27 protein-coding genes are annotated in these 26,605 nt (G+C 63.0%); 17 read left to right on the forward strand and 10 right to left on the reverse strand.

The window, feature by feature from the left end; all coding sequences use genetic code 11:
• The first annotated feature begins 165 nt into the window (after positions 1-165).
• The gene (locus G8767_RS00435; RefSeq protein WP_166809029.1) at positions 166-1,701 is read left to right on the forward strand and encodes a LuxR family transcriptional regulator; all 1,536 of its coding nucleotides are present in this window, start codon (positions 166-168) and stop codon (positions 1,699-1,701) included.
• Here the strand turns inward: G8767_RS00435 and G8767_RS00440 are convergent.
• Positions 1,636-2,223, reverse strand: a complete 588-nt coding sequence (locus G8767_RS00440; protein ID WP_095973114.1) for a TetR/AcrR family transcriptional regulator — start codon at positions 2,221-2,223, stop codon at positions 1,636-1,638. The two genes, G8767_RS00435 and G8767_RS00440, sit on opposite strands and share 66 nt — an antisense overlap.
• A 95-nt stretch (positions 2,224-2,318) precedes the next feature.
• On the opposite strand from G8767_RS00440, the gene G8767_RS00445 reads away from it, so the two are divergent.
• The 4 genes from G8767_RS00445 (at position 2,319) to G8767_RS00460 (ending at position 7,140) form a co-directional block, all read left to right on the forward strand.
• Entirely contained in the window at positions 2,319-4,097 is a 1,779-nt protein-coding gene (locus tag G8767_RS00445; RefSeq protein ID WP_166809030.1) for an ABC transporter ATP-binding protein, read from the forward strand.
• 75 nt (positions 4,098-4,172) lie between these two features.
• Positions 4,173-5,384 (forward strand): acyl-CoA dehydrogenase family protein, encoded by a 1,212-nt coding sequence (locus tag G8767_RS00450; protein WP_166809031.1) that lies wholly within the window; start codon positions 4,173-4,175, stop codon positions 5,382-5,384.
• Positions 5,381-6,406, forward strand: a complete 1,026-nt coding sequence (locus tag G8767_RS00455; protein ID WP_166809032.1) for a phosphotransferase family protein — start codon at positions 5,381-5,383, stop codon at positions 6,404-6,406. Before G8767_RS00450 ends, G8767_RS00455 begins: the two co-directional genes overlap by 4 nt.
• Complete coding sequence (locus tag G8767_RS00460) at positions 6,403-7,140, forward strand: SDR family oxidoreductase (RefSeq protein WP_095973116.1); 738 nt, start codon at positions 6,403-6,405, stop codon at positions 7,138-7,140. Before G8767_RS00455 ends, G8767_RS00460 begins: the two co-directional genes overlap by 4 nt.
• Here the strand turns inward: G8767_RS00460 and G8767_RS00465 are convergent, their stop codons facing one another.
• Positions 7,141-7,686 carry a ribulose 1,5-bisphosphate carboxylase large subunit gene (locus G8767_RS00465; protein WP_095973117.1) on the reverse strand — a complete coding sequence of 182 codons (546 nt, stop codon included), beginning with the start codon at positions 7,684-7,686 and terminating at the stop codon, positions 7,141-7,143.
• 144 nt (positions 7,687-7,830) lie between these two features.
• Between G8767_RS00465 and G8767_RS00470 the strand changes: the two genes are divergently transcribed.
• Genes G8767_RS00470 through G8767_RS00485 form a run of 4 tightly spaced genes read left to right on the forward strand, consistent with a single transcriptional unit; the run spans position 7,831 to position 10,316 of the window.
• Complete coding sequence (locus G8767_RS00470; RefSeq protein ID WP_166809033.1) at positions 7,831-8,331, forward strand: methylated-DNA--[protein]-cysteine S-methyltransferase; 501 nt, start codon at positions 7,831-7,833, stop codon at positions 8,329-8,331.
• The gene (locus G8767_RS00475; protein WP_124569171.1) at positions 8,318-8,872 is read left to right on the forward strand and encodes a sigma-70 family RNA polymerase sigma factor; all 555 of its coding nucleotides are present in this window, start codon (positions 8,318-8,320) and stop codon (positions 8,870-8,872) included. The genes G8767_RS00470 and G8767_RS00475 overlap by 14 nt, the downstream gene beginning before the upstream one ends.
• Positions 8,869-9,474 (forward strand): methylated-DNA--[protein]-cysteine S-methyltransferase, encoded by a 606-nt coding sequence (locus G8767_RS00480; RefSeq protein ID WP_124569172.1) that lies wholly within the window; start codon positions 8,869-8,871, stop codon positions 9,472-9,474. The genes G8767_RS00475 and G8767_RS00480 overlap by 4 nt, the downstream gene beginning before the upstream one ends.
• Positions 9,471-10,316, forward strand: coding sequence for a DNA-3-methyladenine glycosylase 2 family protein (locus tag G8767_RS00485; protein ID WP_166809034.1), 846 nt, complete (start codon positions 9,471-9,473; stop codon positions 10,314-10,316). Before G8767_RS00480 ends, G8767_RS00485 begins: the two co-directional genes overlap by 4 nt.
• 4 nt (positions 10,317-10,320) lie before the next feature.
• Here the strand turns inward: G8767_RS00485 and G8767_RS00490 are convergent, their stop codons facing one another.
• From G8767_RS00490 to G8767_RS00510, 5 genes are all read right to left on the reverse strand, one after another.
• A complete protein-coding gene (locus G8767_RS00490; RefSeq protein WP_124569174.1) occupies positions 10,321-12,546 on the reverse strand; it encodes an MMPL family transporter in 2,226 nt (741 codons plus the stop codon).
• A gap of 102 nt (positions 12,547-12,648) precedes the next feature.
• Positions 12,649-14,196, reverse strand: a complete 1,548-nt coding sequence (locus G8767_RS00495; RefSeq protein ID WP_166809035.1) for a bifunctional 3'-5' exonuclease/DNA polymerase — start codon at positions 14,194-14,196, stop codon at positions 12,649-12,651.
• Positions 14,197-14,243: 47 nt separating this feature from the next.
• Positions 14,244-15,107: a biotin-dependent carboxyltransferase family protein gene (locus G8767_RS00500; protein WP_166809036.1), complete on the reverse strand. Its 864-nt coding sequence runs from the start codon at positions 15,105-15,107 to the stop codon at positions 14,244-14,246.
• On the reverse strand, positions 15,104-15,736 hold the full coding sequence (locus tag G8767_RS00505) for an allophanate hydrolase subunit 1 (RefSeq protein WP_166809037.1): 633 nt from the start codon (positions 15,734-15,736) through the stop codon (positions 15,104-15,106). The genes G8767_RS00500 and G8767_RS00505 overlap by 4 nt, the downstream gene beginning before the upstream one ends.
• The gene (locus G8767_RS00510; RefSeq protein WP_166809038.1) at positions 15,733-16,212 is read right to left on the reverse strand and encodes a MarR family transcriptional regulator; all 480 of its coding nucleotides are present in this window, start codon (positions 16,210-16,212) and stop codon (positions 15,733-15,735) included. The genes G8767_RS00505 and G8767_RS00510 overlap by 4 nt, the downstream gene beginning before the upstream one ends.
• A 74-nt stretch (positions 16,213-16,286) precedes the next feature.
• Here G8767_RS00510 and G8767_RS00515 point away from each other — a divergent pair, with 74 nt between their 5' ends.
• A complete protein-coding gene (locus G8767_RS00515) occupies positions 16,287-17,120 on the forward strand; it encodes an alpha/beta hydrolase (RefSeq protein WP_166809039.1) in 834 nt (277 codons plus the stop codon).
• 4 nt (positions 17,121-17,124) lie between these two features.
• On the opposite strand, the gene G8767_RS00520 is transcribed toward G8767_RS00515, so the two are convergent.
• The 3 genes from G8767_RS00520 to G8767_RS00530 form a co-directional block, all read right to left on the reverse strand.
• Positions 17,125-17,568: a hypothetical protein gene (locus G8767_RS00520; protein WP_166809040.1), complete on the reverse strand. Its 444-nt coding sequence runs from the start codon at positions 17,566-17,568 to the stop codon at positions 17,125-17,127.
• A 116-nt stretch (positions 17,569-17,684) separates the two neighbouring features.
• Positions 17,685-19,061 (reverse strand): NAD-dependent succinate-semialdehyde dehydrogenase, encoded by a 1,377-nt coding sequence (locus tag G8767_RS00525; RefSeq protein ID WP_166809041.1) that lies wholly within the window; start codon positions 19,059-19,061, stop codon positions 17,685-17,687.
• Positions 19,062-19,160: 99 nt separating this feature from the next.
• Positions 19,161-20,474: a DUF3533 domain-containing protein gene (locus tag G8767_RS00530; protein WP_166809042.1), complete on the reverse strand. Its 1,314-nt coding sequence runs from the start codon at positions 20,472-20,474 to the stop codon at positions 19,161-19,163.
• A gap of 171 nt (positions 20,475-20,645) precedes the next feature.
• On the opposite strand from G8767_RS00530, the gene G8767_RS00535 reads away from it, so the two are divergent.
• From G8767_RS00535 to G8767_RS00565, 7 genes are read left to right on the forward strand one after another with little or no spacing between them, the layout of a single operon-like run.
• Positions 20,646-21,278 (forward strand): DUF4178 domain-containing protein, encoded by a 633-nt coding sequence (locus tag G8767_RS00535; RefSeq protein ID WP_166809043.1) that lies wholly within the window; start codon positions 20,646-20,648, stop codon positions 21,276-21,278.
• On the forward strand, positions 21,275-21,775 hold the full coding sequence (locus tag G8767_RS00540; RefSeq protein WP_095973132.1) for a DUF2617 family protein: 501 nt from the start codon (positions 21,275-21,277) through the stop codon (positions 21,773-21,775). The genes G8767_RS00535 and G8767_RS00540 overlap by 4 nt, the downstream gene beginning before the upstream one ends.
• A gap of 26 nt (positions 21,776-21,801) precedes the next feature.
• The gene (locus tag G8767_RS00545; protein WP_124569429.1) at positions 21,802-22,179 is read left to right on the forward strand and encodes a DUF4247 domain-containing protein; all 378 of its coding nucleotides are present in this window, start codon (positions 21,802-21,804) and stop codon (positions 22,177-22,179) included.
• A gap of 16 nt (positions 22,180-22,195) precedes the next feature.
• On the forward strand, positions 22,196-22,666 hold the full coding sequence (locus tag G8767_RS00550) for a DUF350 domain-containing protein (protein ID WP_095973179.1): 471 nt from the start codon (positions 22,196-22,198) through the stop codon (positions 22,664-22,666).
• Between the two features lie 44 nt (positions 22,667-22,710).
• A complete protein-coding gene (locus G8767_RS00555) occupies positions 22,711-24,240 on the forward strand; it encodes a polyamine aminopropyltransferase (RefSeq protein WP_240951834.1) in 1,530 nt (509 codons plus the stop codon).
• Between the two features lie 52 nt (positions 24,241-24,292).
• A complete protein-coding gene (locus G8767_RS00560; protein ID WP_124569184.1) occupies positions 24,293-25,033 on the forward strand; it encodes an enoyl-CoA hydratase-related protein in 741 nt (246 codons plus the stop codon).
• Positions 25,030-26,592, forward strand: a complete 1,563-nt coding sequence (locus G8767_RS00565) for an acetolactate synthase large subunit (protein WP_166809045.1) — start codon at positions 25,030-25,032, stop codon at positions 26,590-26,592. Before G8767_RS00560 ends, G8767_RS00565 begins: the two co-directional genes overlap by 4 nt.
• Positions 26,593-26,605: the final 13 nt, after the last annotated feature.

Here is a 26,605-nt window from a genome sequence, read left to right on the forward strand (position 1 = left end):
CTTGTCCGTTCGTGTCGGGCCTGCGCACCGGTATTCCGCCGACTGGCGCAATTCGGTTGATTGCGGCAATTCTCACCGGTTTCCGCAGGCTTCGATCGCCGTCTCATCCGAAGCGGATGAGACCGGATTTCCACGGCGGTCGAATGTCTCGAGTATCTTCGACACATGATCGAAGCCGTGCGTGATGCACTCGCCTCCGGTGAAGCGGAGCAGGCTCGACGCGTGCTGCGGAAGAATTGGCTCCGTCTGATTCTCGAATCTCATACCAGGGAACTGGAGCAACTCTGCCTTGCTCATCCCGATCCGCACGATCCGCACATCCTGCTGATAAGAGCGTGCTGCCGTGACCTCAGCGGCGACCCGTACGGCGCGGAGTTTCTCCGCGGGCAGGGTCTGCGGGTGGCGTCGGACGATTTTGTCGTCTGCTTCACCGACCTGCTGCTCGCTCCGGACACCTCGACCAAGGCCGTGATCGCCGATCGCGCGCGCCACGCGCTCTCCCAGTGCGAGCCCGAAGACGATTACCCGTCCGCGCTGTTCCTCCTCGGATGGACCGAGATCAGGCTTCGTCGTGATCTTCCTCGTGCCATCGCGCTACTTCGTTCCGCCAGCGATGAGGCACAGTTGCAGTCGCGTGCGGAGACATTTCGTCTGGCGCAATCCAATTTGGCGTTTGCCCTCACCCACGCGGGAGCATTCACCGAAGCCGAACAGATTCTCGACGGCCTCCCGTCCCGAGAAGTGGCGTCCGACTGGGAACGCTTCGAAGGTGGCCTCCCGCAGTCGAATCGAGGATGCATCGCGTACTGGCGTGGCGACTTCGAGGAGGCGATCGCTCAGTTCGACTCGATCATCGTCGACGGCAGTCCCGGAACCAACTTCGAGGCGCTCGCCCGGCTGTACCTGGTGATGAGCCTGATCGCTCTGAACCGGGAAGACCGGTACCACAACGCCGCTCGTCTGCTGCGCGGCGTGAGCACTGCGGACAAGCACGGCATTCCTTGGGATACATTGCGACGCGTCACCACGGCCTGGCTCGCCCACGCTCAGGGGCAGGACGATCAAGCGCGCCGGATCGCAACGCCCACGCTGACCCGAACCGGTGCTGCGGTCGCTCATGCCCTTCTCGCGGAGCTCTATCGAGTCTTGGGAGATCCGGAATCGTCGGCTCGGGCGCTTCGTTTGGCAACCTCGGCGGGGCTACCCCGATATGCGTTGGTGAGCACACTTGTCACGTCTGCTGCGCTGAGTTCCGTCGCAGGGCGTGGATCGCAGGCGCACGAGCAGTTGGATCGTGCGCTTGCGGAGGCAAGACCCGAGCGGATTCTCGCCCCTTTTCTCAGCGGCGATCCGGTAATTGTCGATCTCTTGAACGCGCACGCAGTACAAGGGTCGAGACACCAGGAACTCCTGCGCACGATTCTGGAAAAACGGAGCCGGCTCTCTGCCCAGCTCACAGGAGTTCTGACGGAACGTGAGAACGAGATTCTCACGTTTCTGCGCACCACGATGACTGCGGACGAGATCGCTGCGCACCTCGGCATTGCCTACCCCACCGTGAAGACACACATTCGCTCGATCTACCGCAAATTGGGTGTGACCAAACGGCGTGCCGCTGTTCAAGCAGCCGACAACCTAGACCGCGGGATCGGGCGCGATTCCGCGGCGGAGGCTGCGAACCGTCAGGTCCAAGGCCTGTAGTCGCGTCCCGGAACCGCGGTTCACGTAGTCCATGGACGTGTAGAGCAGTGACCACAGCAGGTTCTGCACCCAGTCCGAACCCATGTCGGGGTCGATGGACCCGTCGGAGTGTCCGCGCTCGATGGCGTCGGTGACGTCGTCGTCGTTCGACGCGGACTCGGCAAACGAATCTTCTTGATACACGCCGGGAGTGAAGAACAGGACCGTCAAAAGGTCGGCCAGTTCGAAGTATTCATGGCACAGGCGAACCAGTGCCTCGGCTCCGGTGCCCTCACCGAGTCGCGCCGCCGCTGCGGCCTCACCGACGGCGCGGGTGGCCTCGGCGGCGACTGCGTCGACCAGGTCTGACCGTTCGGGAAAGTAGCGGTGCAAGGTGGTTCGTCCGACCTTCGCGGCCGAGGCGATCTCGCTGAGCGTCGCGGCCGGCTTGGATGCGAACACCGAAACGGCAGCATCGAGGATGGCCTTCCGGGTGCGCTCGCGGGTCGCGCTTTGTTCTGGTGCGCTGTGGATCGTTGTCACGAATTCGAAGCGTAGCCGTGTCAGGTTTCGGTATCCAGTGTTTCCGTATCGGAATTCCTCTTGCCCTTTATGGAACATTCGTGTTCCATAAATTCATGCTTGAATCCGATGCGCCTCAGCCCGCGCCGAAGTGGAGCAATCTCCGCGTCCTCTCGGAGTTCGCTCGCCCGCATCTGCCCTCGCTCCTCCTCGGATTGGTGCTGGCTCTGTGCGGTTCCGCGGCAACGCTGGCAACGCCGATGGTCACCAAATGGGTTCTCGACACCCTCGACACCGGTGCGTCGCTGAAGGGGCCGATCCTCACGCTCGTCGTCCTCCTGGTCGTCGGTGCGGTGCTCGGCTGTGCTCAGTGGATCGTTCTCGGGACCGCTGCCGAGAAGGTTGTCTTCGACGCCCGGTCTTCGCTCGTGAGGCGATTCCTCGCCGCGACCGTGCCTTCGCTGCAATCGCGATCCGTCGGCGAATTGGTCACCCGGGTCACCTCGGACACCTTGCTGCTGCGGGAGGCGGCGTCGTCGGCCGCAGTGAATATTCTCAACGCAGCCGCGTTGACCATCGGAACAATCGTTCTGATGGGCGTTCTGGATCTGCCGTTGCTGGGTGTGACCATGGTGGCAATCGTGTTCGCCTCCATACTCTTTGCCGTTCTGATGCCGCGGATCTCCGCAGCCGAGGCGCGAACCCAGGAATCGCTCGGTCAGCTCGGCGGCGTTCTCGAGGGCGGTTTACGTGCGATCCGGACGGTCAAGGTTTCCCTGGCCGAGGATCGCGTCGGCGCTCTGGTGACGAACAACGCGTCCGATGCGAAAAAGCATGCGATCACGGCGGTTCGAGTGTCGGCAACCGCGTGGACTGTCGCGTGGACCGCCATTCAAGGCTCGATCATTGCCATTCTCGGCTTTGGTGCCTGGCGAGTCGCCGACGGCGAAATGGCAGTCTCGACGCTCATCGCGTTTCTGCTCTACGCCTTCACACTGATGGGGCCGGTGTCCGAGCTTGCGCAGAACGTGACGTCCGTTCAGTCGGGAATCGCGGCAGCTATCCGGATCCGCGAGATGCAATCGTTGCCCACCGAGCAGTACGACGAGGTCGTGGACGTAGTCGAGAAAACGAGCGCAGCCGCGCCGCTGATCGAGTTGCGCGACGTCACCGTGAGCTACCACGGCTCCAACCAGCCTGCGTTGCGCGATGTCTCGCTGGTCATCCCCGAGCGTGGGCACATGGCCATCGTCGGCCCGTCGGGTGCCGGAAAGACGACATTGCTCTCGACCGTGCTGCGATTTGTCGAACCGAGATCGGGTGAGGTTCTCCTGCATGGAGTCGGTTACGACGCGCTCGATCACCGCGCTGTGCGCGAGAGTCTCGCGTACGTGGAGCAGGAGACACCGGTGGTGCCCGGAACGATTCGGGAGAACGTCGTCTTCAGCCATCCCGATGCGACGGACGAAGAAGTACAGGCCGTTCTGCGCTTGCTCCGGCTCGACGACGCGATCGAGGCCCTGCCCAACGGACTCGACACCGCTCTGACGGCCACTTCGCTGTCGGGCGGCCAACGTCAGCGGATCGCGATGGCGCGCGCAGTTCTGCGGCCGAGTGCTTTGCTTCTGCTCGACGAAGCCACTGCCCAGGTCGACACGCTCACCGAAGCCGCGATTGTCGACGCGATCAACGAACGTGCGCGCACCGGCGCCGTGGTGACTATCGCTCACCGGCTCTCGACGGTGCGTGACGCCGACTGGATCGTGGTCATGGAGGACGGTCGGATCCGCAACATCGGCAACCATGACGAGCTCATGGACAAGGACGATCTGTACCGCGACATGGTGGTTGCCGGCAGGCTCGATCAGGGCGAGGCGATGCTCGAGGATTGTTGACCCGACGCGTCGGCGTGTGCGAGAGTGCTGGTACCGAGCGATCGCTCGGTCGGGATGTTCATTCGGAGGTGTCTGGTGGCAATCGATCTGACGTACGCGCCCGAGGTGGTGGCGCTGATCGAGAAGACGCGCGACTTCACGCGCAACGTAGTGCTCCCCATCGAAGACGAACACGCCGGTGACATCGCCGTCGCGGGTGGCGACGCCATCCGTATCGAGATGCAGGCGGCAGCAAAAGAAGCAGGTGTCTTCGCCCCGCATGCGCCGATCGAATACGGCGGCCACGGGCTCAACATGAGTGATCGCGCGCCGGTCTTCGAGGAAGCCGGCTACTCGCTCTTCGGCCCGACTGCGCTCAACATCGCTGCGCCGGACGAGGGCAATGTCCACATGCTGGCCCACGTCGCGAACGAAGCGCAGAAGCAGCAGTTCCTCGCGCCGCTCGCGAGCGGGGACATGCGGTCGGCCTTCGCCATGACCGAGCCTGCGCCCGGAGCCGGATCCGACCCCTCGGCCTTGAACACCCGCGCGGAGAAGGTCCCCGGCGGCTGGAAGATCAACGGTAAGAAGTGGTTCATCACCGGCGCCGACGGTGCCGGATTCTTCATCATCATGGCGCGCACCTCCGGCGAGCCCGGGCAGCGCGGCGGAGCGACCATGTTCCTGGCGCCGACGGACACTGCGGGTCTCGTCGTGGGGCGGCACATCGACACCCTGGACAAGGCCATGATCGGCGGGCACTGCGAGGTCACGTTCGAGGATCTCTTCGTTCCCGACGAGGCTGTTCTCGGTGAGGTCGATCAAGGTTTCGCCTACGCCCAGGTTCGCCTCGGTCCCGCCCGCATGACGCACGTGATGCGCTGGCTCGGTGCAGCGCGCCGCGGCCACGACGTTGCCGTGGCCAGGGTTGCCGAGCGTGAAGGTTTCGGCTCGAAACTCGGTGATCTCGGAATGATCCAGAAGATGGTCGCCGACAACGAGATCGACATCGCGGCCAGCCGCGCGCTCTTGGTCCAGGCCTGCTTCGAGCTCGATCAGGGTGGACACGCCAGCAATGCGACCTCCATCGCGAAGACCTATGCGGCCGAGGCGATCTTCCGGATCGTCGACCGCTCCATTCAGATGTGTGGAGGAATGGGCGTGTCCGGCGATCTGCCCCTGGCACGGTTGTCCCGCGAAGTGCGTCCCTTCCGCGTCTACGACGGCCCGTCCGAGGTTCATCGCTGGGCAATCGCGAAACGTGTTGTCGGAGCCGCGAAGCGGGCCGCTCGGGAGGAGTCGAAGTGACGGACTTTCCAGGACTCGATCTCGCGGCGCTCCACAAGTATCTGCAAGCCGCAGGCGTCACGGTCAGCGGTGAGTTGCGAGCCGAACTGATTTCAGGCGGCAAATCCAATCTCACCTACGGAATCTTCGACGACAACTCGAAGTGGATTCTGCGTCGTCCACCTACTGCCGGTCTCACGCCGTCGGCGCACGACGTTGCGCGCGAGTTCCGAATCACCTCGGCGTTGCAGAACACTGCAGTACCGGTCGCGCCGACCGTCGTGCTGTGCGAGGACGCGTCGGTGATGGGTGCGTCGTTCACGGTGGTCGAGTTCGTCACCGGTCAGGTGATCCGGACCAAAACCGAGCTGGAAGCTGTTTCGGCAGAGCAGGTAACGCAGTGCACCGACGAATTGGTGCGTGTACTGGCCGCCCTGCACGACGTCGATTACAACGCCGTGGGTCTCGGCGAACTCGGCCGTCCCGACGGTTATGTCGCCCGCCAGGTGAAGTTGTGGGCCGGTCAATGGTCGCGCGTCAAGACCGAGGACTCGGCAGACGTGGACAGGTTGGCCTCGAGCCTCGCGGACATGATTCCGGCTGAATCGGCTTCGTCGATCGTGCACGGCGACTACCGGATCGACAACACGATCCTTGCGGCGAACGACGTCACCAAGGTTGCCGCAGTGGTGGACTGGGAACTCTCGACGCTGGGAGATCCGCTGGCGGACATCGCGATGATGTGTGTCTACCGGCACCCCGCCTTGGATCTGGTTCTGGGTGAACCTGCCGCGTGGACGAGCCCGTCGCTACCCTCCGTTGTCGATCTGGCGCAACGGTATTCGACCGTATCGGGTCGAGAGCTGGCGCACTGGAACTTCTACATGGCGCTCGGGTTCTTCAAACTCGCCGTCGTGGCGCAGGGCATCGATCACCGATTCCGAGCAGGAGCCACCGTCGGCGGAGGATTCGACAAGGCTGGATCTTCTGTGCCGGAACTGATCTCGGCCGGACTCAACGCACTGCAAGGAAAATTCGAATGACTCGATCAGCACTGGTCACCGGCGCCTCCAAGGGAATCGGCCTCGGCATCGCAACGCGCCTGGCATCTCAAGGGTACGGACTGACCATCACCGCCCGTGACGCCGAACGACTTGCGGTCGTCGCCGAAGAACTTACGCGCGCCGGATCGCCGGACGTCGTAGTCTCGGCAGGTGACATGGCGGACGAGAACTTCGCCTCAGCACTCGTCGCCACGCACGGCGATCGGTTCGGCTCCATGCGGGCCCTCATCCTCAACGCCGGAGTGGGAACCAGTGGGCGAGTAGCGGATTACCCCATGCGACGTTTCGACAAGACCGTCGCCGTCAATCTGCGGACACCGTTCGCGCTCCTACAAGCATCACTGCCGCTCCTGCGCACTGCGGCGGACGCGGACCTTGCCGGTGGCGCGAAAGTGATCGCTCTCGCCTCGATGGCCGGTGTGTATGCCGAGAGCGGCCTGGCCGTCTACGGAGCCACCAAAGCTGCACTCATTTCGATGGTCGAAGCACTCAATGCCGAGGAATCCGGAAACGGAGTGAGCGCGACGGCCATTGCTCCCGGTTACGTCGACACGGACATGTCGGCGTGGACGCACGATCGGATCACCCCCGAGACCATGATCAAGGTCGACGACATCGTGGAGTTGGTGGACGGACTGCTCAAGCTCTCGTCTCGAGCAGTGGTTCCGAAGGTCGTCATGACGCGAGCCGGAACCAACGGCTACTCGGCCTGATCAATCCAGCTTGGCTTCGCCCCGCTTGCGGAAAAAGTGGAAGCCGGGCACTCCGACGATCGCCTGACGCAGGTCCTTGACCACTCCGAGGAGTTCGTGGATCTCGGGCGAGACGGAGTCCAAGGTTCCGAGGATGGGCAGGACCGCGGTCACGCGGTCGGTGAGCTCCGGCAGTTGGTCGATCAGTTTGATCGCGGCGCTGACCTCCGCCTCGGACAGGTCGTCGGCGAATCTGGCCGCCAGCGGCGCGAGCTGCAACGCAATGGGCTCGTAGATCTCGAGGAGCTGTCCCGCGATGTCCGAGGTCTGCTCGACGGCCTCGACCAGCGTCTCAGCTCGAACGGTCACGGCGGCGGCTCCGATGACGACGCGGTCGGCGTTGTCGGCGATCTGGTTGATGCGTGCCACCAACCTCTCGACCGAGAAGAGGAGCGCCTCGAGTCGAGCGGGCAGGGTGACCGCAAAAGCGACCGTGGACAGGGACCAGTGCACCACGTCGCCGACGGAGCGGACGACGGTGGAGCTGCCGGGCAAAACTAGAGCCATCCCTCGATACTGCCTGATGTGACGTCAAAGTACAGGTAAATCTCACATTCACGAGGCTCGCGGCGTCTTCGAGGTGTCGGTGCCGGCACGGACAATCAATTCACCCGCTGCCTGCTGCACCGCGCAACCTGGAAGGATCGAGACATGACGGCTATCCGTACACACACCGTGATCGATTCGCCGATCGGGGCGTTGACGCTGGTAGCGGAAGGTGAAAACCTCTGCGGGCTGTACATGGCGGAGCATCGTCACAAGCCGGACGAGTCCACGTTCGGTGATCGTTCCACAGCGGTCTTCGGTGAAGTCGAATCGCAGCTCGCCGAGTACTTCGAGGGTGATCGCACGGAGTTCTCCGTGCCGCTGGCGCCCGTGGGCACAGAGTTCCAGAAGCGGGTGTGGGATACCTTGCGAACGATCCCCTACGGCGAAACCTGGACCTACATGGAGCTCGCGCAAACTTTGGGTAACCCACTTGCGATCCGTGCTGCCGCCGCTGCCAACGGCAAGAATCCGATCAGCATCATCGTTCCCTGCCATCGCGTGGTCGGTAGCGACGGCAGCCTGACCGGTTTCGCCGGCGGCCTCGAACGCAAGAGGTTCCTGCTCGACCGCGAGCACGGCGGCGAATCGGATGTTCTCTTCTGATGCGTTCGACTCACAATTCGGTGATCGGGAACGTCTACCGCTCGTGACACTCAAACCGTTCGAAGACGTCGTGACCGAATACGGTGCGGTGGTCCTGCGTGTCTGCCGCGCTGTGGTCGGTCCCGTCGACGCCGAGGACGCGTGGTCCGAGACGTTCATTGCAGCGATGCGGGCCTATCCGGATCTGAACCCGGACGCGAACGTCGAAGCCTGGCTGGTGACCATCGCGCATCGCAAGGCGATCGACATCACCCGAGTGCGTGCCCGAGTGGCCGTCCCGACAGACGACGTTCCGGAACTGCCGACGCGAATCGGCGTACCGGGAACGTGGGATCACGAATTGTGGGACGCCCTCGAACAGCTACCGCTCAAACAACGCGCGGCAGTTGCCTATCACTTCCTGGGTGGGCTGCCGTACGCAGAGATCGCGGACATCCTCGGCAATACGCCGGCAGCAGCCAGACGGGCGGGCGCCGACGGAATCGCCACCTTACGAAGAACCTACTTGTCCGCCACCGCTGCGGAAGGGAGTCACTCATGAATACCGATGCCGAAGTTTTCGAGGCACTTCCAGCAGTTGACGCCGGCGCTCTGGCCCGCCTTCGCGCGCGCCTGGCCGCGGAGGCCTCCGCCGCCGAGTTGATCGACGTGGCATACCGAACCGTAGATTCGCCGGTCGGGAAGTTACTGCTCGCAGCGACCGATGTGGGCTTGGTGCGGGTTGCTTTTGCCGTCGAAGGGCACGACCTTGTTCTGGACCGGCTGGCCGGTACGGTCAGTCCCCGAGTGCTTCATTACCCGCGCCGACTCGACACCGTCGCTCGCGAGTTGGACGAGTACTTTGCCGGTGCTCGTCGAGAATTCGATCTGCGCTTGGATTTCCAACTCGCCAAGGGGTTCCGACGCGAAGTGTTGCGTCATCTTCCCGAGATCGAATACGGCCACACTGCAAGCTATTCGGTGGTCGCAGCAGCGTCGGGCAGCCCACGTGCCGTGCGGGCCGTGGGGACCGCCTGCGCCAAGAACCCACTGCCGTTGGTCGTCCCCTGTCACCGGGTGGTGCGCAGCGACGGCAGCCTCGGGCAGTACGCCGGCGGCCCCGAACTGAAAGCGATACTGCTGGATCTGGAAGCCGGCCGGTGAGCGCAGTGACGCTGCGCTTTCAGGCGCCCTATGCAGTCGAACCGCTCACCGGTGCCCTGCGGGCTCATTGCGTCGCCGGCCTCGAACGTCACGACGACGGTGTTCACACCAGAGTCATACCGTTGCCGTCCGGCCCGGTTGTCGTGTCGGTGTCGTGGACGGACGACGGTGTTGTCGTGGATTCCGATGTGCCGGTATCGGATTCCGCAGAGCTGGAGGTGATCGTGCGTCGTTGGCTCGACCTCGACGCCGATCACACTGCTGTCGAAGCAGCGTTCGGTAGCGATGAGTTGTTGGCCCCACTAGTGGCCGCCCGTCCAGGATTGCGGGTGCTCGGCTCGGTGGACGGGTTCGAGACCGCGGTGCTCACCGTTCTGGGGCAACAGGTTTCGCTCGGTGCGGCGAGGACGTTCGGTGGGCGTTTCGTCGGCGCATTCGGAGCGGCGGTGGACGCGGAGTTTCTTGCTTTCCCCGACCCGGCCTCGATTGCAGCGCTATCGCCGGAGGATATTCAGAAAGCCGTCGGACTGACCACTGCGCGCGCAAAAACGGTGCACACGTTGGCAACTGCGGCAGCGAACGGCCTCGATCTCTCCTGGGATGCGGATCCCGTCCAATTTCGGCGAGAGTTGTTGTCGCTAACAGGAATCGGACCGTGGACCGCTGACTATCTCACTGTTCGAATTCTCGGTGATCGCGACGCATTCGTACCTGATGATCTGGTCTTGAAACGTGCGCTGGGGGTCTCGTCGGGCAAAGAAGCCGCAGCGTTGTCCGAGAAATGGCGACCCTGGCGGGCCTATGCGCTTTTTCATCTGTGGACCAAAGAGGCGTTTCTGTAGTCGGTCAGTCTTTGGCGCGCGCCAATTCGGACGGCCACCAGATACGTTTCCCGATGTCGTGTGAGAGCGCCGGAACGAGGACACTGCGCACGATGATCGTGTCGAGCAGCACGCCGAAGGCCACGGCAAAACCGATCTCGGCCAGGAAGACCAGTGGCAGGATGCCCAGTACGGCAAATGTTGCGGCCAAGACGATTCCGGCTGAAGTGATCACGCCGCCCGTCACTGCAAGACCGCGCAGAACGCCTGCACGGGTACCGAATTCTCCCGTCTCCTCCCGGACCCTGGTCATCAAGAAGATGTTGTAGTCGATACCCAGTGCGACGAGGAACACGAAGGCGAACAGCGGGAAAGACTGATCAGCCCCGGCGAACCCGAACACGTGCGTGAAGAAGAATCCGCTCACGCCGAGGGTCGCCGCGAACGAAAGCACCACGGTGACAATGAGAATCACCGGGATCAGCAGAGCGCGAAGCAAAGCGGCCAAGACCAGGAAGATCACCACCAACACGATCGGGATGATCAGATTCCTGTCGCGGACCGAGGCGGCCTGGACGTCAAGGGTGGTGGCCGTGCTGCCGCCGACAAGTGCGTCGGCGCCGGGCACGTCGTGGACGGCCGTCCGCAGTCGCTTGACAGTATCGAGTGCCTGCGGTGAATCGTAGGAGTCGGCGAGGGTTGCATTGATCATGGTGCGGCCGTCGATCGGTGCAACGGTGAAAGCCGCTGGGGCGCAACCCGCAGCGGCGGCTTGGGCGACGGCAGCGGGATTGGTCTTGATCAGCTCGCTGACCTTCGCGACGTCCACCTGGGTGCAGACGGCGCCGGGATCCTGCGAGATACCTTCGACGCCGCTGGCGGCCTTGATGACGGCGTCGGCCTGGTCGGCGTTTGCGGTGATCACGGCCGGTGCGCCCGCTCCGGGATCGAACTTCGAGTCGTAGAGTTCCTGTCCGACAACGGCGTCGGGCCGGTTGGTGAAGCTTTCGGTGGATGTCAGGCCATCGGTTTTGAGACTGCCGATCCCGGCTGCGAACAGGATGATCAACAAGACTGTGGCGCCGATCCACAGTGGGCGGTCCTTGCTACCGACGACCTCGGCGATCTTGCCCCACATCCCGTGCGTCGTCAGGTCTGCGGCGTGATCGACCTTGGGCTTGCGCGGCCAGAAGACCCACCGTCCGGTAGCGGCCAGAGCGACCGGCATGAAGGTCATCATCACCAGATAGGTGCAGGCGATCCCGATGGCGGCGACGGGTCCGAGGCTCTTGTTGGAGTTGAGTTGAGAGAACGTCAGGCAGAGCAGTCCGAGAATGACGGTGACAGCCGAAGCGGTGATGGCCGGCGCAGACTCGCGCCAGGCCTTGATCATCGCGTCGAAGCGGTTGGGATAGGTGTGCAGTTCTTCGCGATAGCGAGAGATCAAGAGTAGGGCGTAGTCGGTACCGGCTCCGATCACCAGCACGAAAAGAATGCCTTGAGATTGGCCGGTCAGCGTGAGTACTTCGGCCTTCGCGAGGAAGTAGATCACCATCGACGACAAGCCGATGGCGAGAAGGGCGGAGAACAGCGGGAAGAACCACAACACCGGCGATCGGTACACGACAAGCAGGATGAGGATCACGACCAGAAGTGCCGCGCCCAGCAGCGCTCCGTCCAGACCGGCAAAGGCGTCGATGAAAGCGACGAGTAGTCCACCTGGTCCAGCAGGGAGTACCTCGACATCACCAGCGGCTTGCTCGGCGGCGTCGATGACGTTCTGCTCGGTGGTCGCCAGGACGTCGCCCGCGACTGCGGTGTCACCGTCTTTGGCGACGAGTGGCACGAAGATCGACGCAGTTGTGCCGTCGGCGGAGTACTGGGTGGGCTGCATACCGTCGGCGTCAACTCCGGAGATGCCGGAAATGGAGTTACGTGCCGAGTCGATCGCAGACTTGTCTGCCTCGGTGAGGGCCGAATCCCGATGGAACAGAACAAAACCAGGGATCGTCTCGACCGCGAGGAAGTTCGCGGATTGGTTGCTGACGATCGTCGATTCGGCGGAACTCGGGAGGTACGAGGCGTTGTCGTTCTTCTGAACCTCGGCGAGTTTGCCTTGGAACGACCCGCCGAATCCACCTGCAATGAAGGCAAAGATGGCAAGGGCGATCACGGTGAAGATCGGCAGTCGACGGCGTTTGACCGCTCCGCTGTCGTTCTGTTCTGCGTCAGTTGTATCCAGCTTGGTCATGGTTCTCCTCGAACACAGTCGACCAGCACCAACAAAGCAACGTTTTCCAGTAGAACACGCAATACGGGCGCGGTGGAACCACTTGGAGTGGAATTGACGACGCTACGAAGTGCCTTTGCCGTAAGTCTCGCGGGCGGCGACGTCCATAGGAAAACGGACGACTGTGTCGCCGAACAACAATCGAGTTGCCGAAGCCGCAGCGGCCAGCACGTGAGCGGTACCTGACTCGGGGTTTCGCGTATGCACGACCACCTCGTCGTGTTGGAAGAAGACCAACTCGCCGTCCGGATCGTCGGCGAGGCGGCGCCTGAGGTCGGCCAGGAGGCAGAGCGCCCACTCGGAGGCGGTGGCCTGCACGACGAAGTTGCGCGTGAATCGGCCGCGAGCGTGAGCGTCGCCGTGGGAGAAGTCGGGAGACGGTGGGGGACAGGCCCGGCCGAGCAGCGACTTCACGACCTCGCCGCGCTCGCCTGCCTTGGCAGCTTGCTCGACGTACTCGACGGCGACCGGGAATCGCTTCCGCAACAAGATGAGCAGTGCTTTGGCCTCACCAGCCGTTGCTCCGTACAGGACTCCGAGGATGGCGACCTTCGCTTTGGCGCGGTCGCCGCCGAAGGCTTCGGCACCGACAAGTGCGTACAGATCGTCGTCGCCGGCGGCAGCCATCATGCGGCGGTCGCCGGACATGGCGGCCAGAATTCGGGGCTCGAGCTGACCGGCGTCGGCGACGACGAACACGTGGCCCGGATCGGCGACGACGCTCGAGCGCATGGTCTTGGGAATCTGCAGAGCCCCGCCGCCCCGGCTCGCCCACCTGCCGGATACAACGCCACCAGGGACGTAGATCGGGCGGAATCGATCACCCCGCACCCAACTGTCCATCCACTGCCAACCGTTGGTGCTGTACAGCTTGGCGAGTTCGCGATGACGCAGCAGCAACGGGACCGCCGGGTGATCGATTTCCTGCAGAAACCACTTGCGCGTCGACGGCAGTTCGATGCCCTGACGCCCGAACGCCTCGGTGATCTCCACCGACGACGAAGGATTGACCGGGCGCCCGAAGACCTCACTGATCTGGGCAGCGAGTTCCTGCATGCGAGCAGGGAGGTCGTATCCCGTCGGCCGCGGCCCCAGCCGTTCTTCGAGGAGTTCGCGATGCTTCTGCGTCGAGAACGGCAGGCCCGTGTGTGTCATCTCGGCGGCGCTGAGAGCTCCGGCCGATTCTGCTGCGATCAACAAATCCAAACGCGCGTCCGTGCCGATGGTTGCGCGCTGCTCGGCGAACTCGGTGGCGACAGCGACGGGATCGAGAACGGGGGCAGTATCGAAGAGGCCGAGGCGATCGTCGTCGAACTCGTCGGCAGGCGGTGACGGTTTACCGACGCGCATTCCGAGGATCGCGCGGGTCAAGGAAATGTCGTGGCACCGCTGAACCCGTACGCCTGCCCGCAGTAGCGGTGGGTACACGGTCGCCGTACTCGGCCACACCCACCGCGGGTGCTCGGCTTCCTCGATGGTGCGCACCGCCGCGATCAGGTCGGGGTAATCGACGGGATCGGCGAGCGGCGTTCCACCGGGATCGGTCCGTAGGACAGTTGCCGTCACAGCTCCCGTGGACGTCGTACTACCGGGAACCAGGACAACTCGCACGACATCAGTGTGACGGCAGGGTCCGACACGACCATGCTCGGCGCTGCTCAGGCAGCGACAAACCGGATGTGCTGACCCGGGCGGGCTTGACCGAGCCGATCGATATCCGCGTCCGCCACCACTCCCACCACCGGATAACCGCCGGTGATGGGGTGATCGGCGAGAAACACGACAGGTTGGCCGCTTGGCGGGACCTGGATCGATCCGAGGGCCACGCCTTCGGTGGGCAGCTCGGTGTCATCTGTTCTTCGAAGTAGTTCATCGGTGCCGACGCGGCCGAGGCGTGCGCCGATCCGGTCCGAGTCGCTCGAAACCTCCCATCGCCCCTGGACGAGCGTTTCGGGGTTGGTGAATCGATCTGCACGTGGACCGAAGACGACTCGAAGGTGGAGAGTCTCGTTTGTCATCGGCGGCACCGGGGCGAGGTCGACCGGCGAGAACACGATCGGCGACGGCCCGATCGGGAGAACGACACCCGGCTCGAGCGGTACCGGACCGATCCCGGACATGGTGTCGGTACTGCGCGATCCCAGGACCGAGGGAACCACAATGCCCCCTCTGACGGTCAGATACGTCCGCAGTCCACTCGGTGCGTAGTCGAGGTGGACGGTCTGACCAGGCCGCAGAGAGATCACGCTCGCATGCCCGACCGGAATGCCGTCGCGGTAGGCCTGTGCGGGCGCACCGGTGAACGCGATCGTCGACGATTGACGGGACCGAAGACTCAGCCCACCGAGGAGGACCTCGATACCGGCCGCGCTCTCGTCGTTGCCGACGAGTCGATTGCCGAGTCCGAGCGATCGCCGGTCCGCAGCACCGGAAACCCCGACGCCCGAGCGCAGATGCCCTATCCGTCCCAGGTCCTGGATCAGGCTCAGCGGTCCGGTTTCGAGTATCTCCAGGCCGTTCATCGTTGTTCCTCGTTCGCGAAGCGCACGCGGCCCCCGGGCTGAACGGTGGCCGGTGGAGTGGCGTTCAGGTCCCACATCACGGTGTCGGTGCTTCCGATGATCTGCCAGCCGCCCGGAGATGCCCGCGGGTAGACCGCGCTGTATCCAGCGGCCAGGGCGACGGAACCGGCAGGCACAGACGTTCGTGACTGAGTTCGACGCGGTACGTGGAGTCGCGTGTCGTTTGAAGTCAGGTAGGCGAAGCCGGGTGCGAATCCGATGAAGGCGCAACGCCACATCGCCTCGGTATGGGCCGCAACCACCTCGGATCGGCTCATTCCGAGTGACTGTGCGACGTCGTCGAGGTCGGGTCCGTCGTACCTGACGGCGATGGTGAGTGCGTCTGCCTCGGAACGTTCGTCTGCGATCGAGGCAGAATTGGTCTGCTCGAGATCGTTCAAGCACTTCCGGACGTACGTGAGATCTGCCGCCGGGGTGCACGTGACCAGGACCGTGCGAGCTGCCGGGAGGAAGTCCTCGACCCCGACCGGGGTGTTCCGTGTCAGTGCTTCGGTGAACGCGAGAACGTCGGCTTCGGAATCGAGGTCTACGAGAAATGCGCATTCTCCAGCGGGAAGTATGCGAGTCACGGGGAGGGCTCCCGATCGATTCGAGTCCGCTCCACGTCCGCTCGCATCGCGATGATGAAACTCGCGATGGTGGCTCTCTCCGTGGCCGTGTAATTGCCGATGGTGCTCACCGCCCGTGAAATGAGCGGATCGAAGTAGCTCTCGCCTAGAGTGACTGCAGTGGGTGTGACCTGCAAGAGCACCCGTCGGCGGTCCGCCGAGTCCCGTTCGCGAGCTACGTGGCCCGCTTTGACCATGCGGTCGACGAGCGCAGTCACCGATGCCGAGTTGATTCCCAGTTGTGCGCCGAGCCAGCCTGGCGTCGCCGGTGTGTCCGAGCGCTCGGCATCGAGAAGGCAGATCAACGCGCGCACGTCGGTGGAGTGCATTGTGTACTTGTTCGCAAAGCCGGAAACCGCCACGTTCAAGTCGACGGTCAGTGCGCGAAGCGAGTGCACGATCGCCATCGCTTCGTCTTCTGCATCGCCGACGCTCAAGGATGCCTCCAGCCCTGGTGTGTTGTCTCTCGATTGTCTACTATCTCGATAATCGAGAGAAATGGGGGTGGGGGATGGACTTCGATCGCGCATACGACGCTGTACTGACCAAATGGCCGCAGAAACCGCTGGGTGTGGACCTCACAGGCCGGTTCGGGAGCACGCATGTGAACGTCTGTGGACCTGAGGACTCGACGCCGTTGATCCTCTTTTCCGGTGGAGGCGCCACCTCGACGGTGTGGTTCGACAATGTTGTGGCGTTGTCGAAATCTCGACGAGTCTTTGCCGTCGACACCATGGGGGATGCCGGGCGCAGCGTTCCGAATGGTAATCCGATGAAGTCCGCCGACGATCTGATCGAGTGGATGGACTCGATAGTCGAGTACGCCGGCTCCGACGCTGTCGATGTGATCGGACATTCCTACGGCGCGATGATCGCATTGGCATTTTCTTTGCGTCGCCCGGAACGTGTCGGGAAACTTGTTCTGCTCGATCCTAATTCGAGTTTCTCCGGTATGAAGGCGGGCTACCTTCTGCGTGCGCTTCCGCTGTTGCTCAAGCCGTCGCGGGCTGGCCGACGGCGACTGTTGGAGTGGGAGACAGGCGAGTTGAGCCTCGACTCCGACTGGCTGTCACTTGCGGAAGCAGGCGCTTCGGAACTCCCGCGCCCCGATCTCGTAGTGCCTCAACGTCCTTCGGTGGAGGACTTGAGCGCACTGGATGTCGAGTTGCTGGTGGTCCTCGCGCAGGACGGACGGGTGCATGATGCGGAAGCGGTGTCGAGGTCAGTGCGGAAAACTGTTCCCGCAGCACGCGTCGAAGTGTTGGAAGATGCTTCGCACCACAGTATTCCGATGGTCCCGGCCGATGCACTCAACCGGGTGCTCGTCGACTTCTTGGAGGGCTAGCGGATCAGGGTGCGACGACGCACCCCGGACCGATCGGCGTGGCCGGATTGACATCGACCGTTGTGACCGGCCCGCCCGCGGACGTCTGGTAGGCCATCAGAGAGTGTTCGCCGGGTGCAGTCGGAGTCCACAGAGTGACGGCATGGCCGAGTACAACCGGCAAGGTGAAGTAGGGATTGACGGTGTCCCAGATCAATTCCTGCGGGAACATGGTCGATGCCCGGTTCATGTCGACAATCGAGACGTTCGGCTCGTCCAACGCTGCTGTCCTGGAAACCACCAGATACGTGCAACCAGCTCCGTACGGCGTCGTCGGCCCGCTGCTGAGACCCGGAAGGATCGTGACGTCGACTACGTCCGCGGAAGCCGACGTCGCGGTACAGATGGCTGCGCTCGCGCAGAGGGCGGCGGCAAGCGCGGTGGTGCGCGCGATTCGTGAAAGTGTCATACCAGCAGGTCGGTTTAATTCGACGTGGCGTTACAAGACTGGGCGTGACAGCAGGAAGGCCCCGACCTCCGTAGAGATCAGGGCTTTCCTTTGTATTGCGCTACTTTTGCACCGAGCTACTTCTTGGAGACGCGGAGCAGCTTCTTGTTCACGAACTCGTCCATTCCCCACGGACCGAGCTCGCGGCCGACTCCGGAGCGCTTGACTCCGCCGAAGGGCAGACCGGGCAACGTCGTTCCGTGCTCGTTGACAAACGCCATTCCCACGTCGAGATCGGCAGCGACCGACCGGGCGGAATCGAGATCGCTGCTCCAGACAGACCCGCTCAGACCGTAGACCGACGAATTGGCAAGTTCCACAGCCTCGCTGGCCGACTTGACCTTGTACACGACGCCGGCAGGTCCGAAGAGTTCTTCGCTGTAGGCACGCATGTCCGGGGTCACGTCTGCGAGCAACGTCGGTTGAACGTAGGCGCCCGGGCCGTCGATCTTCTTTCCACCGGCCAGCAGGGTTGCGCCCTTGGACACGGCGTCGTCGATCTGCTCGATCAGTGTGTCCGCCGCGCTCTGTGAGGACAGCGGGCCCAGGACTGTGGATTCATCCAACGGGTCACCGGCAGAAACGGATTCGAAGGAGGTCGCCAACTTGCGCGTGAAATCATCGTAGAAATCTTCGGTGACGATGAAACGCTTGGCCGCATTGCAGGCCTGGCCTGCGTTGGACAGACGTGCCTTGGTGGCTGACTTGACGGTGGCATCCATGTCGTCGGAATCGAGGACGATGAACACGTCCGATCCGCCGAGTTCGAGGACGACCTTCTTGAGGTTGCGTCCAGCAGTTTCGGCGACGCTGGTGCCCGCGCGTTCGCTGCCAGTCAGTGACACGCCTTGAACTCGGGGATCGGCGATCATGTCCGCGATCTGTTCGTTGGTCGCGAAGACGTTGACGTAGGCGTCGTCCGGCAATCCGGCTTGTCGCAGAATCTCTTCCATCAGCAGGGCTGACTGCGGACAGTTGGACGCGTGCTTGAGAATGATCGTGTTGCCGAGCATGAGATTCGGTGCCGCGAAGCGGGCGACCTGGTAGTACGGGAAGTTCCACGGCATGACGCCGATCAGGGCGCCGATCGGTCGCCGGTACACAACCGACTCCTCGGCGCCGGGAACGTCGAGCCGTTCTTCCTCGAGCAACGCCGGGCCGTGGTCTGCGTACCACTGATAGATCGCGGCCGAGAGTTGTACTTCGCCCTTGGCCTCGCGGACCGGCTTACCCATCTCCAAGGAGATCATTCGGGCCAGTTCGTCTGCTCGCTCTGTGTACAGTTCGGCCGTCTTGCTCAGGACTGCCGCACGTTGCTGTGGCGCACTGTTGCGCCAGGTCAAGTAGCCGCGATGCGTGTTCGCAAGTGCGGCTTCAACTCCGGCGTCATCCAAAGTATCGAATTCCCTGACGGTTTCACCTGTCGCGGGATTGACTGTTTTGTAATTAGCCATAGTTGTACAACGTGCGAAAGGGGGTCGAAGATTCCCGAAACGCGCAATCACATTGAATCGGCCCAACAGGTTTCGATCAAATCCCGGCTGGGTACCATCTCACGCCACCTTGGGGCGATGGGTGCGTTCGTAGCCCTTGCGGTCGTAGAAACGGGTGGTCACGATGCCGAGTACGACGCCGATCAGTAGACCCACCAACGTCATCCAGACGGCATGCAGCAGCCCTGCCTCACCGCGTGCGCCGAAGAACAGGATCGATCGCGTACCCATGTAGATCTGGTGCATCGGCTCGAATTGCGCCAGCCAGGCATACAACCTGGGGCTGGCTTCGAGGGGGATGGTGCCACCGGAAGAGGGCAGCGCGAGAATGACGAACACGAACAGGTTGATCAACATGCCCAACGAGCCGAATGCGGCCATCACCGACATCGCCGTGATGCCGACTGCAGTGATGACCAGCGCGCCGTACTCCCACAATGCAAGCCCGTGAGTGACCGGCATTCCGAGGGCGCGACTGATCCACTGGAACAACGCGGAGACTATGCCGGACAACACGATCATGAACGCCCATTTGACGAGCAGCGTCCGAAACCTGTTGATACCCACAACGTCGTTCTGAACGAAGAGCGGACCGAATTCGGTAGGCGCATATCCGAGCATGCCGTCCACCAAGGAATTGACCACGGTTGCTCCGGTGAATCCCGCAAGGACCAACAGCAGCGCGAAATAGAATGCAACCAAACCGAATCCGGTGCCGTCGGGAAGCGGATCGTGGGCAACCGTGAGTACGTTCACCGGATTTTCGAGCAGCAGGCGGCTCGCTCCTGAGATCTGGGTTCCGGTGCCTCCCGCTTCCAACTGCTGGGTGACCAGGGTGGTGAGTTGCTCGCCCATGTTCTTGTTGACCGAGGCGAGGGCTGTAGTTCCGATCGACTGGACGAGAGATGCGGAGACGGAACCGGCGCGGGGATTGGTGTAGATCGTGATGATCGGTTGGTCCACGTCACCGGCGACGACGCTGGCCTCCGCCAGGATGATCGTCCTCTTCGTGAAATCACTGGGAATCACGATCGCGCCGTACAGCGTGCCGGAGTTCAGGCGTGATTGGGCTTCGGCGATACCGATCTGCTGCAGGTCGATCTTCTGGTGGTCGATTCCGCTGTCGAGGCCGGCGACGATGTCGTTTCCGAAATTCTTGCGGTCGGCGGGATCGCCGCCGGGAAGAGTGTCCCCTTCGTCCTGGTTGACCAGGGCGATCGGGAACTGGTCCAGGTGTTTCTTGGGGTCGAGTATTCCGCCCATGTACAGCGCTGCCAGCGCCGACATCAAGAGGGTGACCACGATCAACGGCGTCAACCAGAATCGTGGCGTGTGCATGACGGTGCGGGCAGACGGCTCCGTGTTCTTGCTCATCGTCAGTCGACCGGCTTTCTTTCGCGCGGAGTTCCTCGGGCTGAGCGTAAACGCAAAGGTGCGCCGGGGCAGTCTTTCAACTGCTCCAGTGCGCTGAGGACATGATGGGCCGACGACGGGCCGGCTTGCCGGCAGTCTCATCCGAAAAGGCCGAGAACGGATCGGTAGGGTATGGCCCGCGGCAACCCTGCCGAGACGATTTCGGAGAAACCGTTGACCAACGTGCTGATAGTTGTCCTGATACTCGTAGTGATCGCTGCCGTCGCGTTTGTGGTCCTGCGTGGACGCCAGGGCAAGCCGAATGCCCGTGTCGACCCGCTCGCCGACTACCCCGAGGTGTACGACCCTCACAAGATCGGAGTCGGCGACATCATCACGTACGCGGGCATCGACCACGTCGTTCGAGGGACCATCACGCTCGACGAAGAGGGTTACATCTGGCGTGAGCACCTTCTCGACGGGTCGATCGGTCGCCGCTGGCTGACTGTGGAGGACGACGAGGGTGAACTGGAGATGACTCTCTGGATGCGTCGGGAAGGAACCAACCTGGTCCCGAACGGCGACGTCGTTCTCGACGACAAGGTTCACCGCAAGATCGAAAGTGGAACGGCGAAGTTCACGGCCGAGGGTACGACGGGTACGGCCCCTTCCGGTTCGATGGAATACGCGGACTACGCGACCGCCGACAAGACCGGTCTGATCGCATTCGAGAAGTGGGCGCGCGGACAGTCGTGGGAGGTTTCCACGGGACGGGCGGTCACACGCAGCGAACTCACCGTCATCCACTCGGGCCCCCCGGAATGAGCCTGTATCGACTCGATGTGGAACCGACCGACGTGAATGCCTCGGCACTGGGGTTGGTGCTGGGAGCGCCCTCGCCGCCGGCCCTCGCCGAGTTGGTGATCGAAACTTCCGATGCGACGTTGACACTCGGAGTGCTCGGGGCATCTCACGTGGTGACGGCCCGGGCGTCGGGAAAGGAACTGACCGAGCAGGTTTCGTGCGATGCTCTTGCCGCCGGCGGTGAACCCTTGCCGGCAGTGGAGTCCACGGATAACTACCGGTTCGAGTCTTCTTCGCTGGTCCTGGACCGAGTCGAATTCGATTCGGAAGCTGCATCGTTGAGAGAGTCCGCCGGCCAGGACGGTTGGATCTGCGGATCCTTTCCCGGCGACGACACAGCGTTGACCGCGTTGTGTGGCGTGCGAGACCGCCAGGGGTGGAGTTGGCAGAGTTGGCATTTGTACCCGGGGGAGGGGACAGGAGTGATCGTGAAGACGCGCAGTAGGTGGCGACCGTGAGGGGGCGGACGTGGTTGGCTCCGGTGATGGTGGCGGCCGCAATTGTGTTGTCGGCGTGCGGTGGTGGAGCCAAGGACTTCATCGCGGACAACTATTCCAAGACGTCCCAGGATGGCGACGTCGTGTTGTACTCGTCGAAAGATCCAGTGGGCACGACCGTCTCGCGGATTGTCGACGCGGACGAACCGGCGGCGCGAAGTGCTGACGGCGGCAACGAATACCTGCGCTACGACGACGACATCGTCACCGTCAGTTCGGCTTCGGGCGGTGGCAGCACCATCAAGGTAGAGGACATCGACGGCACGTATCGCAGCGGCGGATACGCGTACCTGGGACCGGGCTTCAACCCGGGATCCCCGGCAGGTGGAAGCAGCGGCAGCGGTGGCTCGGGTAGTGCCAAATGACGACAAGGAGAACGGCGTGACCAACATCTTTGCATCCACTTCCGTCGAGATCGGAACGGTGGATCCGGAATTGCTCGTCGGTGGCATTCTCGGCACCCTCGCCTATTTCGTCGTCGGCGTAGCGGTCCTGGCAACAGGATTTCTGGTCCTCGACCTCATGACACCAGGAAATCTGCGCCATCAGGTTTACGTCGACAAGAATCCGAACGCTGCGATTTTGTTGGCTTCCAATCATCTTGCGCTGGCGATCATCGTGGTGACTGCAATCCTGACCAGTTCGGACGGCTTTGCCCAGGGACTCGCCGACTCCGCGGTGTACGGACTGTTCGCGATCGTCCTGCAAGCGATTGCGCTGCGTTTGATGAACGCGTTTCTTCCCGGCAAGTTGGTTGCGCTGGTGCAGGATCCGAAGATGTGTGGCGCCGCGTGGGCCGTGGGCGTCAGCTTGCTGTCCATCGGTTTGGTGAATGCCGCAGCACTCACCTGATGGTTGCCGATGATCCCGATGTGAAGGTTGCCGAGCGGTCGACCATGCTCGGCTCACGTGCGCGTGTGCTACTTCTTGCTGCCGTCGCGGCGTGCGCGGCGTGTGGCCTGATCTACGAGTTGGCACTGCTCACTCTCAGCGTGAGTCTGACCGGCGGCGGCATCACCCAGACATCGTTGATCGTCGCGGGATTTGTTGCGGCGCTGGGTATCGGAGCCCTGGCTGCGAAACCTCTGCTGGGACACGCTGCCGTTTCGTTCGTGACGGTCGAGATTCTGCTCGGGCTGATCGGCGGATTCAGTGCCGTCACGCTGTACGTGACCTTCACGTTCTTCGGTTCGAGCGCTGCAGTTCTCGTGGCAGCAACGGCGCTGATCGGTATCCTCGTCGGTGCCGAAGTGCCTCTGTTGATGACGCTCTTGCAATCCGGTCGGAGCGACAACGACGCACAGAGCACCGGAAAAGTGCTGGCCAATCTCAATGCGGCCGACTACCTCGGCGCGTTGATCGGTGGTCTGCTGTGGCCGTTCGTCCTGCTGCCGTGGGCGGGCATGATTCGCGGTGCCGCACTCACCGGGATGATCAATCTCGTGGCTGCGGCAGTTGTCGCGCTGATACTTCTTCGGTGGCAGCTCAGCCTGCGCGCACGATTGATCGCCGTCGTCGCAATGCTGTTGGCGGCGAGCTTGATCGGATGGCTGTTGATCGCGGCCTCGGACATCGAGACCACATCGAGGCAGCGGTTGTACACCGATCCAGTGGTGGCCGCCGAGCGGTCGGTGTACCAGGAAATCGTCGTTACCGAGCGGGGCAACGACGTGCGCCTGTTTCTCGACGGAGACCTGCAGTTCTCGAGTGTCGACGAGCATCGGTATACCGAGTCGCTGGTGTATCCGGCACTGGTGAACGATCCGCGGCGGGTGCTGATTCTGGGCGGAGGTGACGGCCTCGCTGCACGGGAAGTGCTGCGGATGAACAGCGTCGAGCAGATCGTGCAGGTCGAACTCGATCCGGCCGTGATCGAGTTGGCGAATACCCGTCTTCGTGAACTGAACGAGGGAGCGCTGGAGGATCCACGGGTGGACGTCGTTCTCGACGACGCGTTCCGGTGGTTACGAGAAAGCCCGGAACCGGGTTTCGACGCGGTCATCGTCGACCTCCCCGATCCTGACACTCCCGCACTGGGCCGGTTGTACTCCATGGAGTTCTACGGACTTGCTGCTGCCGCGATGAATCCGGGCGGGCTGATGGTCGTCCAGTCCGGCAGCCCGTATTCGACGCCGGATGCGTATTGGAGAACGGTGTCGACGGTTGCGGCTGTCGGGCTGAGTGTCTCGCCGTACCACGTCTTCGTGCCGAGTTTCGGTGACTGGGGGTATGTGCTCGCGCAAGCAGGTTCCACGCCGCCTGAGCTTCGACTGCCCGCTGATCTGCCGGAACTGCGGTTCCTCGACGAGCCGACGCTGGCGTCGGCGTCGGTGTTCCCACGCGATCGCCCGAGGCGGGGGTTGGAACCCTCGACACTCGACCGGCCACGCATCGTCGACGATATGCGCAAGGGCTACGAACGCTGAACTCCGGACCGAGTAGCTTGAACCGAGACTCTCGGCTACGACGGAGGTACGGATGACTGTTCGGATCGAGGAGCACTCACCGGGAGTCCGGTTGCTCACGATGGACCGCCAGGAGAGGCGCAACGCGCTCGACCCCAAGACGTACCGTGAACTCACGAACGCGATCCGGGAGTCCGACGACGACGATGCAGTGCGGGTTTCGGTGCTGACGGGCGCCGGTGGTGTCTTCACCAGTGGCAACGACATCGGAAGTTTCCAGGACACCGCCGGGAAAGACGGCGGCGAGGCCAAGGATTTGTTGATCGCGCTCGTCACCGCACGCAAGCCGATCGTCGCGGCGGTCGAAGGGTTTGCAGTCGGAATCGGCACCACGATGTTGTTGCACTGCGACCTGGCATTCGCGGGGCGAGGTACACGATTCCGCTTGCCGTTCGTTCCGCTCGGACTCTCGCCCGAGGGCGGATCGAGCTATTTGTTGCCACAGATCGCAGGCCTCAAACGCGCGACGGAACTGTTGATGCTCGGCGATATGTTCGACGCCGACGAGGCTGCCGAAGCCGGCCTGGTCAATCGGGTCGTGGAAGCCGGGACCGCACTCGACGTGGCGCTGGACCGGGCAGTACGCATTGCAGACTCCCCGGCTGAATCGGTAGCGCTGACGAAGATGCTGCTTCGTCGTCCACATCTCGATGCCCTGCTGGAGACCATCGACGTGGAGTCGGATCATTTCGCGAGACGGCGGCGATCCGACGAAGCGCAAGAAGCATTCGCAGCTTTCATGAAGAAGAGGTGATCGAAATGAACGGTGCACAGTCGCTCATCCAGAGCCTGGCCGACTCGGGCGTCGAAGTGTGCTTCGGCAATCCCGGAACGTCCGAGATGCATTTTGTCGCCGCACTCGACTCCGTTCCGCAGATGCGTGCGGTACTGGGACTGTTCGAGGGAGCTGTCACCGGTGCAGCGGACGGCTACGCGCGTATCGCCGGAAAGCCTGCCGCGACACTTCTTCACCTCGGACCCGGAATGGCGAACGGGCTGGCGAACCTTCACAACGCGCGCCGCGCCCACACGCCGATCGTGAACATCGTCGGTGACCACGCCACCTACCACCACGGTTTCGACGCTCCTCTCGAATCGAATATCGACGCGCTGACCGAATGGCTGGAGGGGTGGAGTAGACGTTCCGAATCCACCGCGACTGTCGGTAGCGATGCGGCCGACGCCGTTGCCGCGTCGATGGATTCGGCTGGAAGAATCGCGACGCTGGTCCTCCCTGCCGACGTCTCGTGGGGCGAAGGTGGAGTGATTGCGGGTCCTCGGGACATATCTCCGCGAGCGGAAGTTTCTGCAGCACAAATCGACTCGGTGGTCGGCGCGGTCAATGCCGAGGGACGCACCACGCTGCTGCTGGGTGGCGCAGCCTGTTCCGAGGCCGGACTGCGCGCCGCTTCTCGGATCGCGGCCGCGACGGGAGCGCAAATTCTGGTCGAGACCTTTCCGGCCAGGCTTCAACGAGGCGCGGGGTTACCGTCATTCGAGCGCTTGGGATACTTCGCCGAGCACGCCACCGAACAACTTCGCGGAACAACTCAGCTGGTCCTGGCCGGCGCGGTTTCGCCGGTGTCGTTCTTTGCGTATCCCGGAAAGCCGAGCGATCTGGTCCCGGACGGCGCAGCGTTGACAACGCTGGCGAGCGTCGGTGACGATGTTGTCGGCGCTCTCGAAGCAGTGGCCGAACTCGTGGCACCAGGAGTCGAACCTGTTCTGCAGGAGGTGAATCGGCCTGCGCTGCCGAGCGGGCCTCTGGACGTACGGAACTGGGCCGACGTGATCGGCGCGCTCCTGCCGGATGATGCCATCGTTTCCGACGAGGCAGCGACTTCCGGTTGGGCGATCCCGATTGCCCTTGCCGGAGCGCCGCGCCACGACGTGCTTACCCTCACCGGAGGTGCCATCGGCCAGGGCATCCCGGTGGCTACGGGCGCCGCGGTTGCCGCGCCGGAGCGACCGGTGATCAATTTCGAGGCCGACGGAAGCGCGATGTACACCATCACCGCGTTGTGGACGCAGGCGCGAGAACAGCTGAATGTCACGACGATTCTGCTCAACAATCGCGCATACGCCATCCTGCGTGGCGAACTGCAACGAGTCGGTGCAGATGGTGGCGGCGTCGTCGCACAGTCGATGTTGGATCTGTCGTCTCCCGACATGGACTACGTGAAGATCTCCGAGGGATTGGGCGTGCCTGCGTCACGGGCGAGCACTGCGGAGGAGTTGGCGGAGCAGTTTGCCGCAGCGCTTGCGGAACCCGGTCCGCATCTCATCGAGGTCATGCTGCCACCCCTGTCGTGATTTCGACTTCGAG

Origin of the sequence: Rhodococcus sp. IC4_135, from assembly GCF_011602025.1 — a bacterium.
Classification (GTDB): Bacteria; Actinomycetota; Actinomycetes; order Mycobacteriales; family Mycobacteriaceae; genus Rhodococcus_F; species Rhodococcus_F baikonurensis.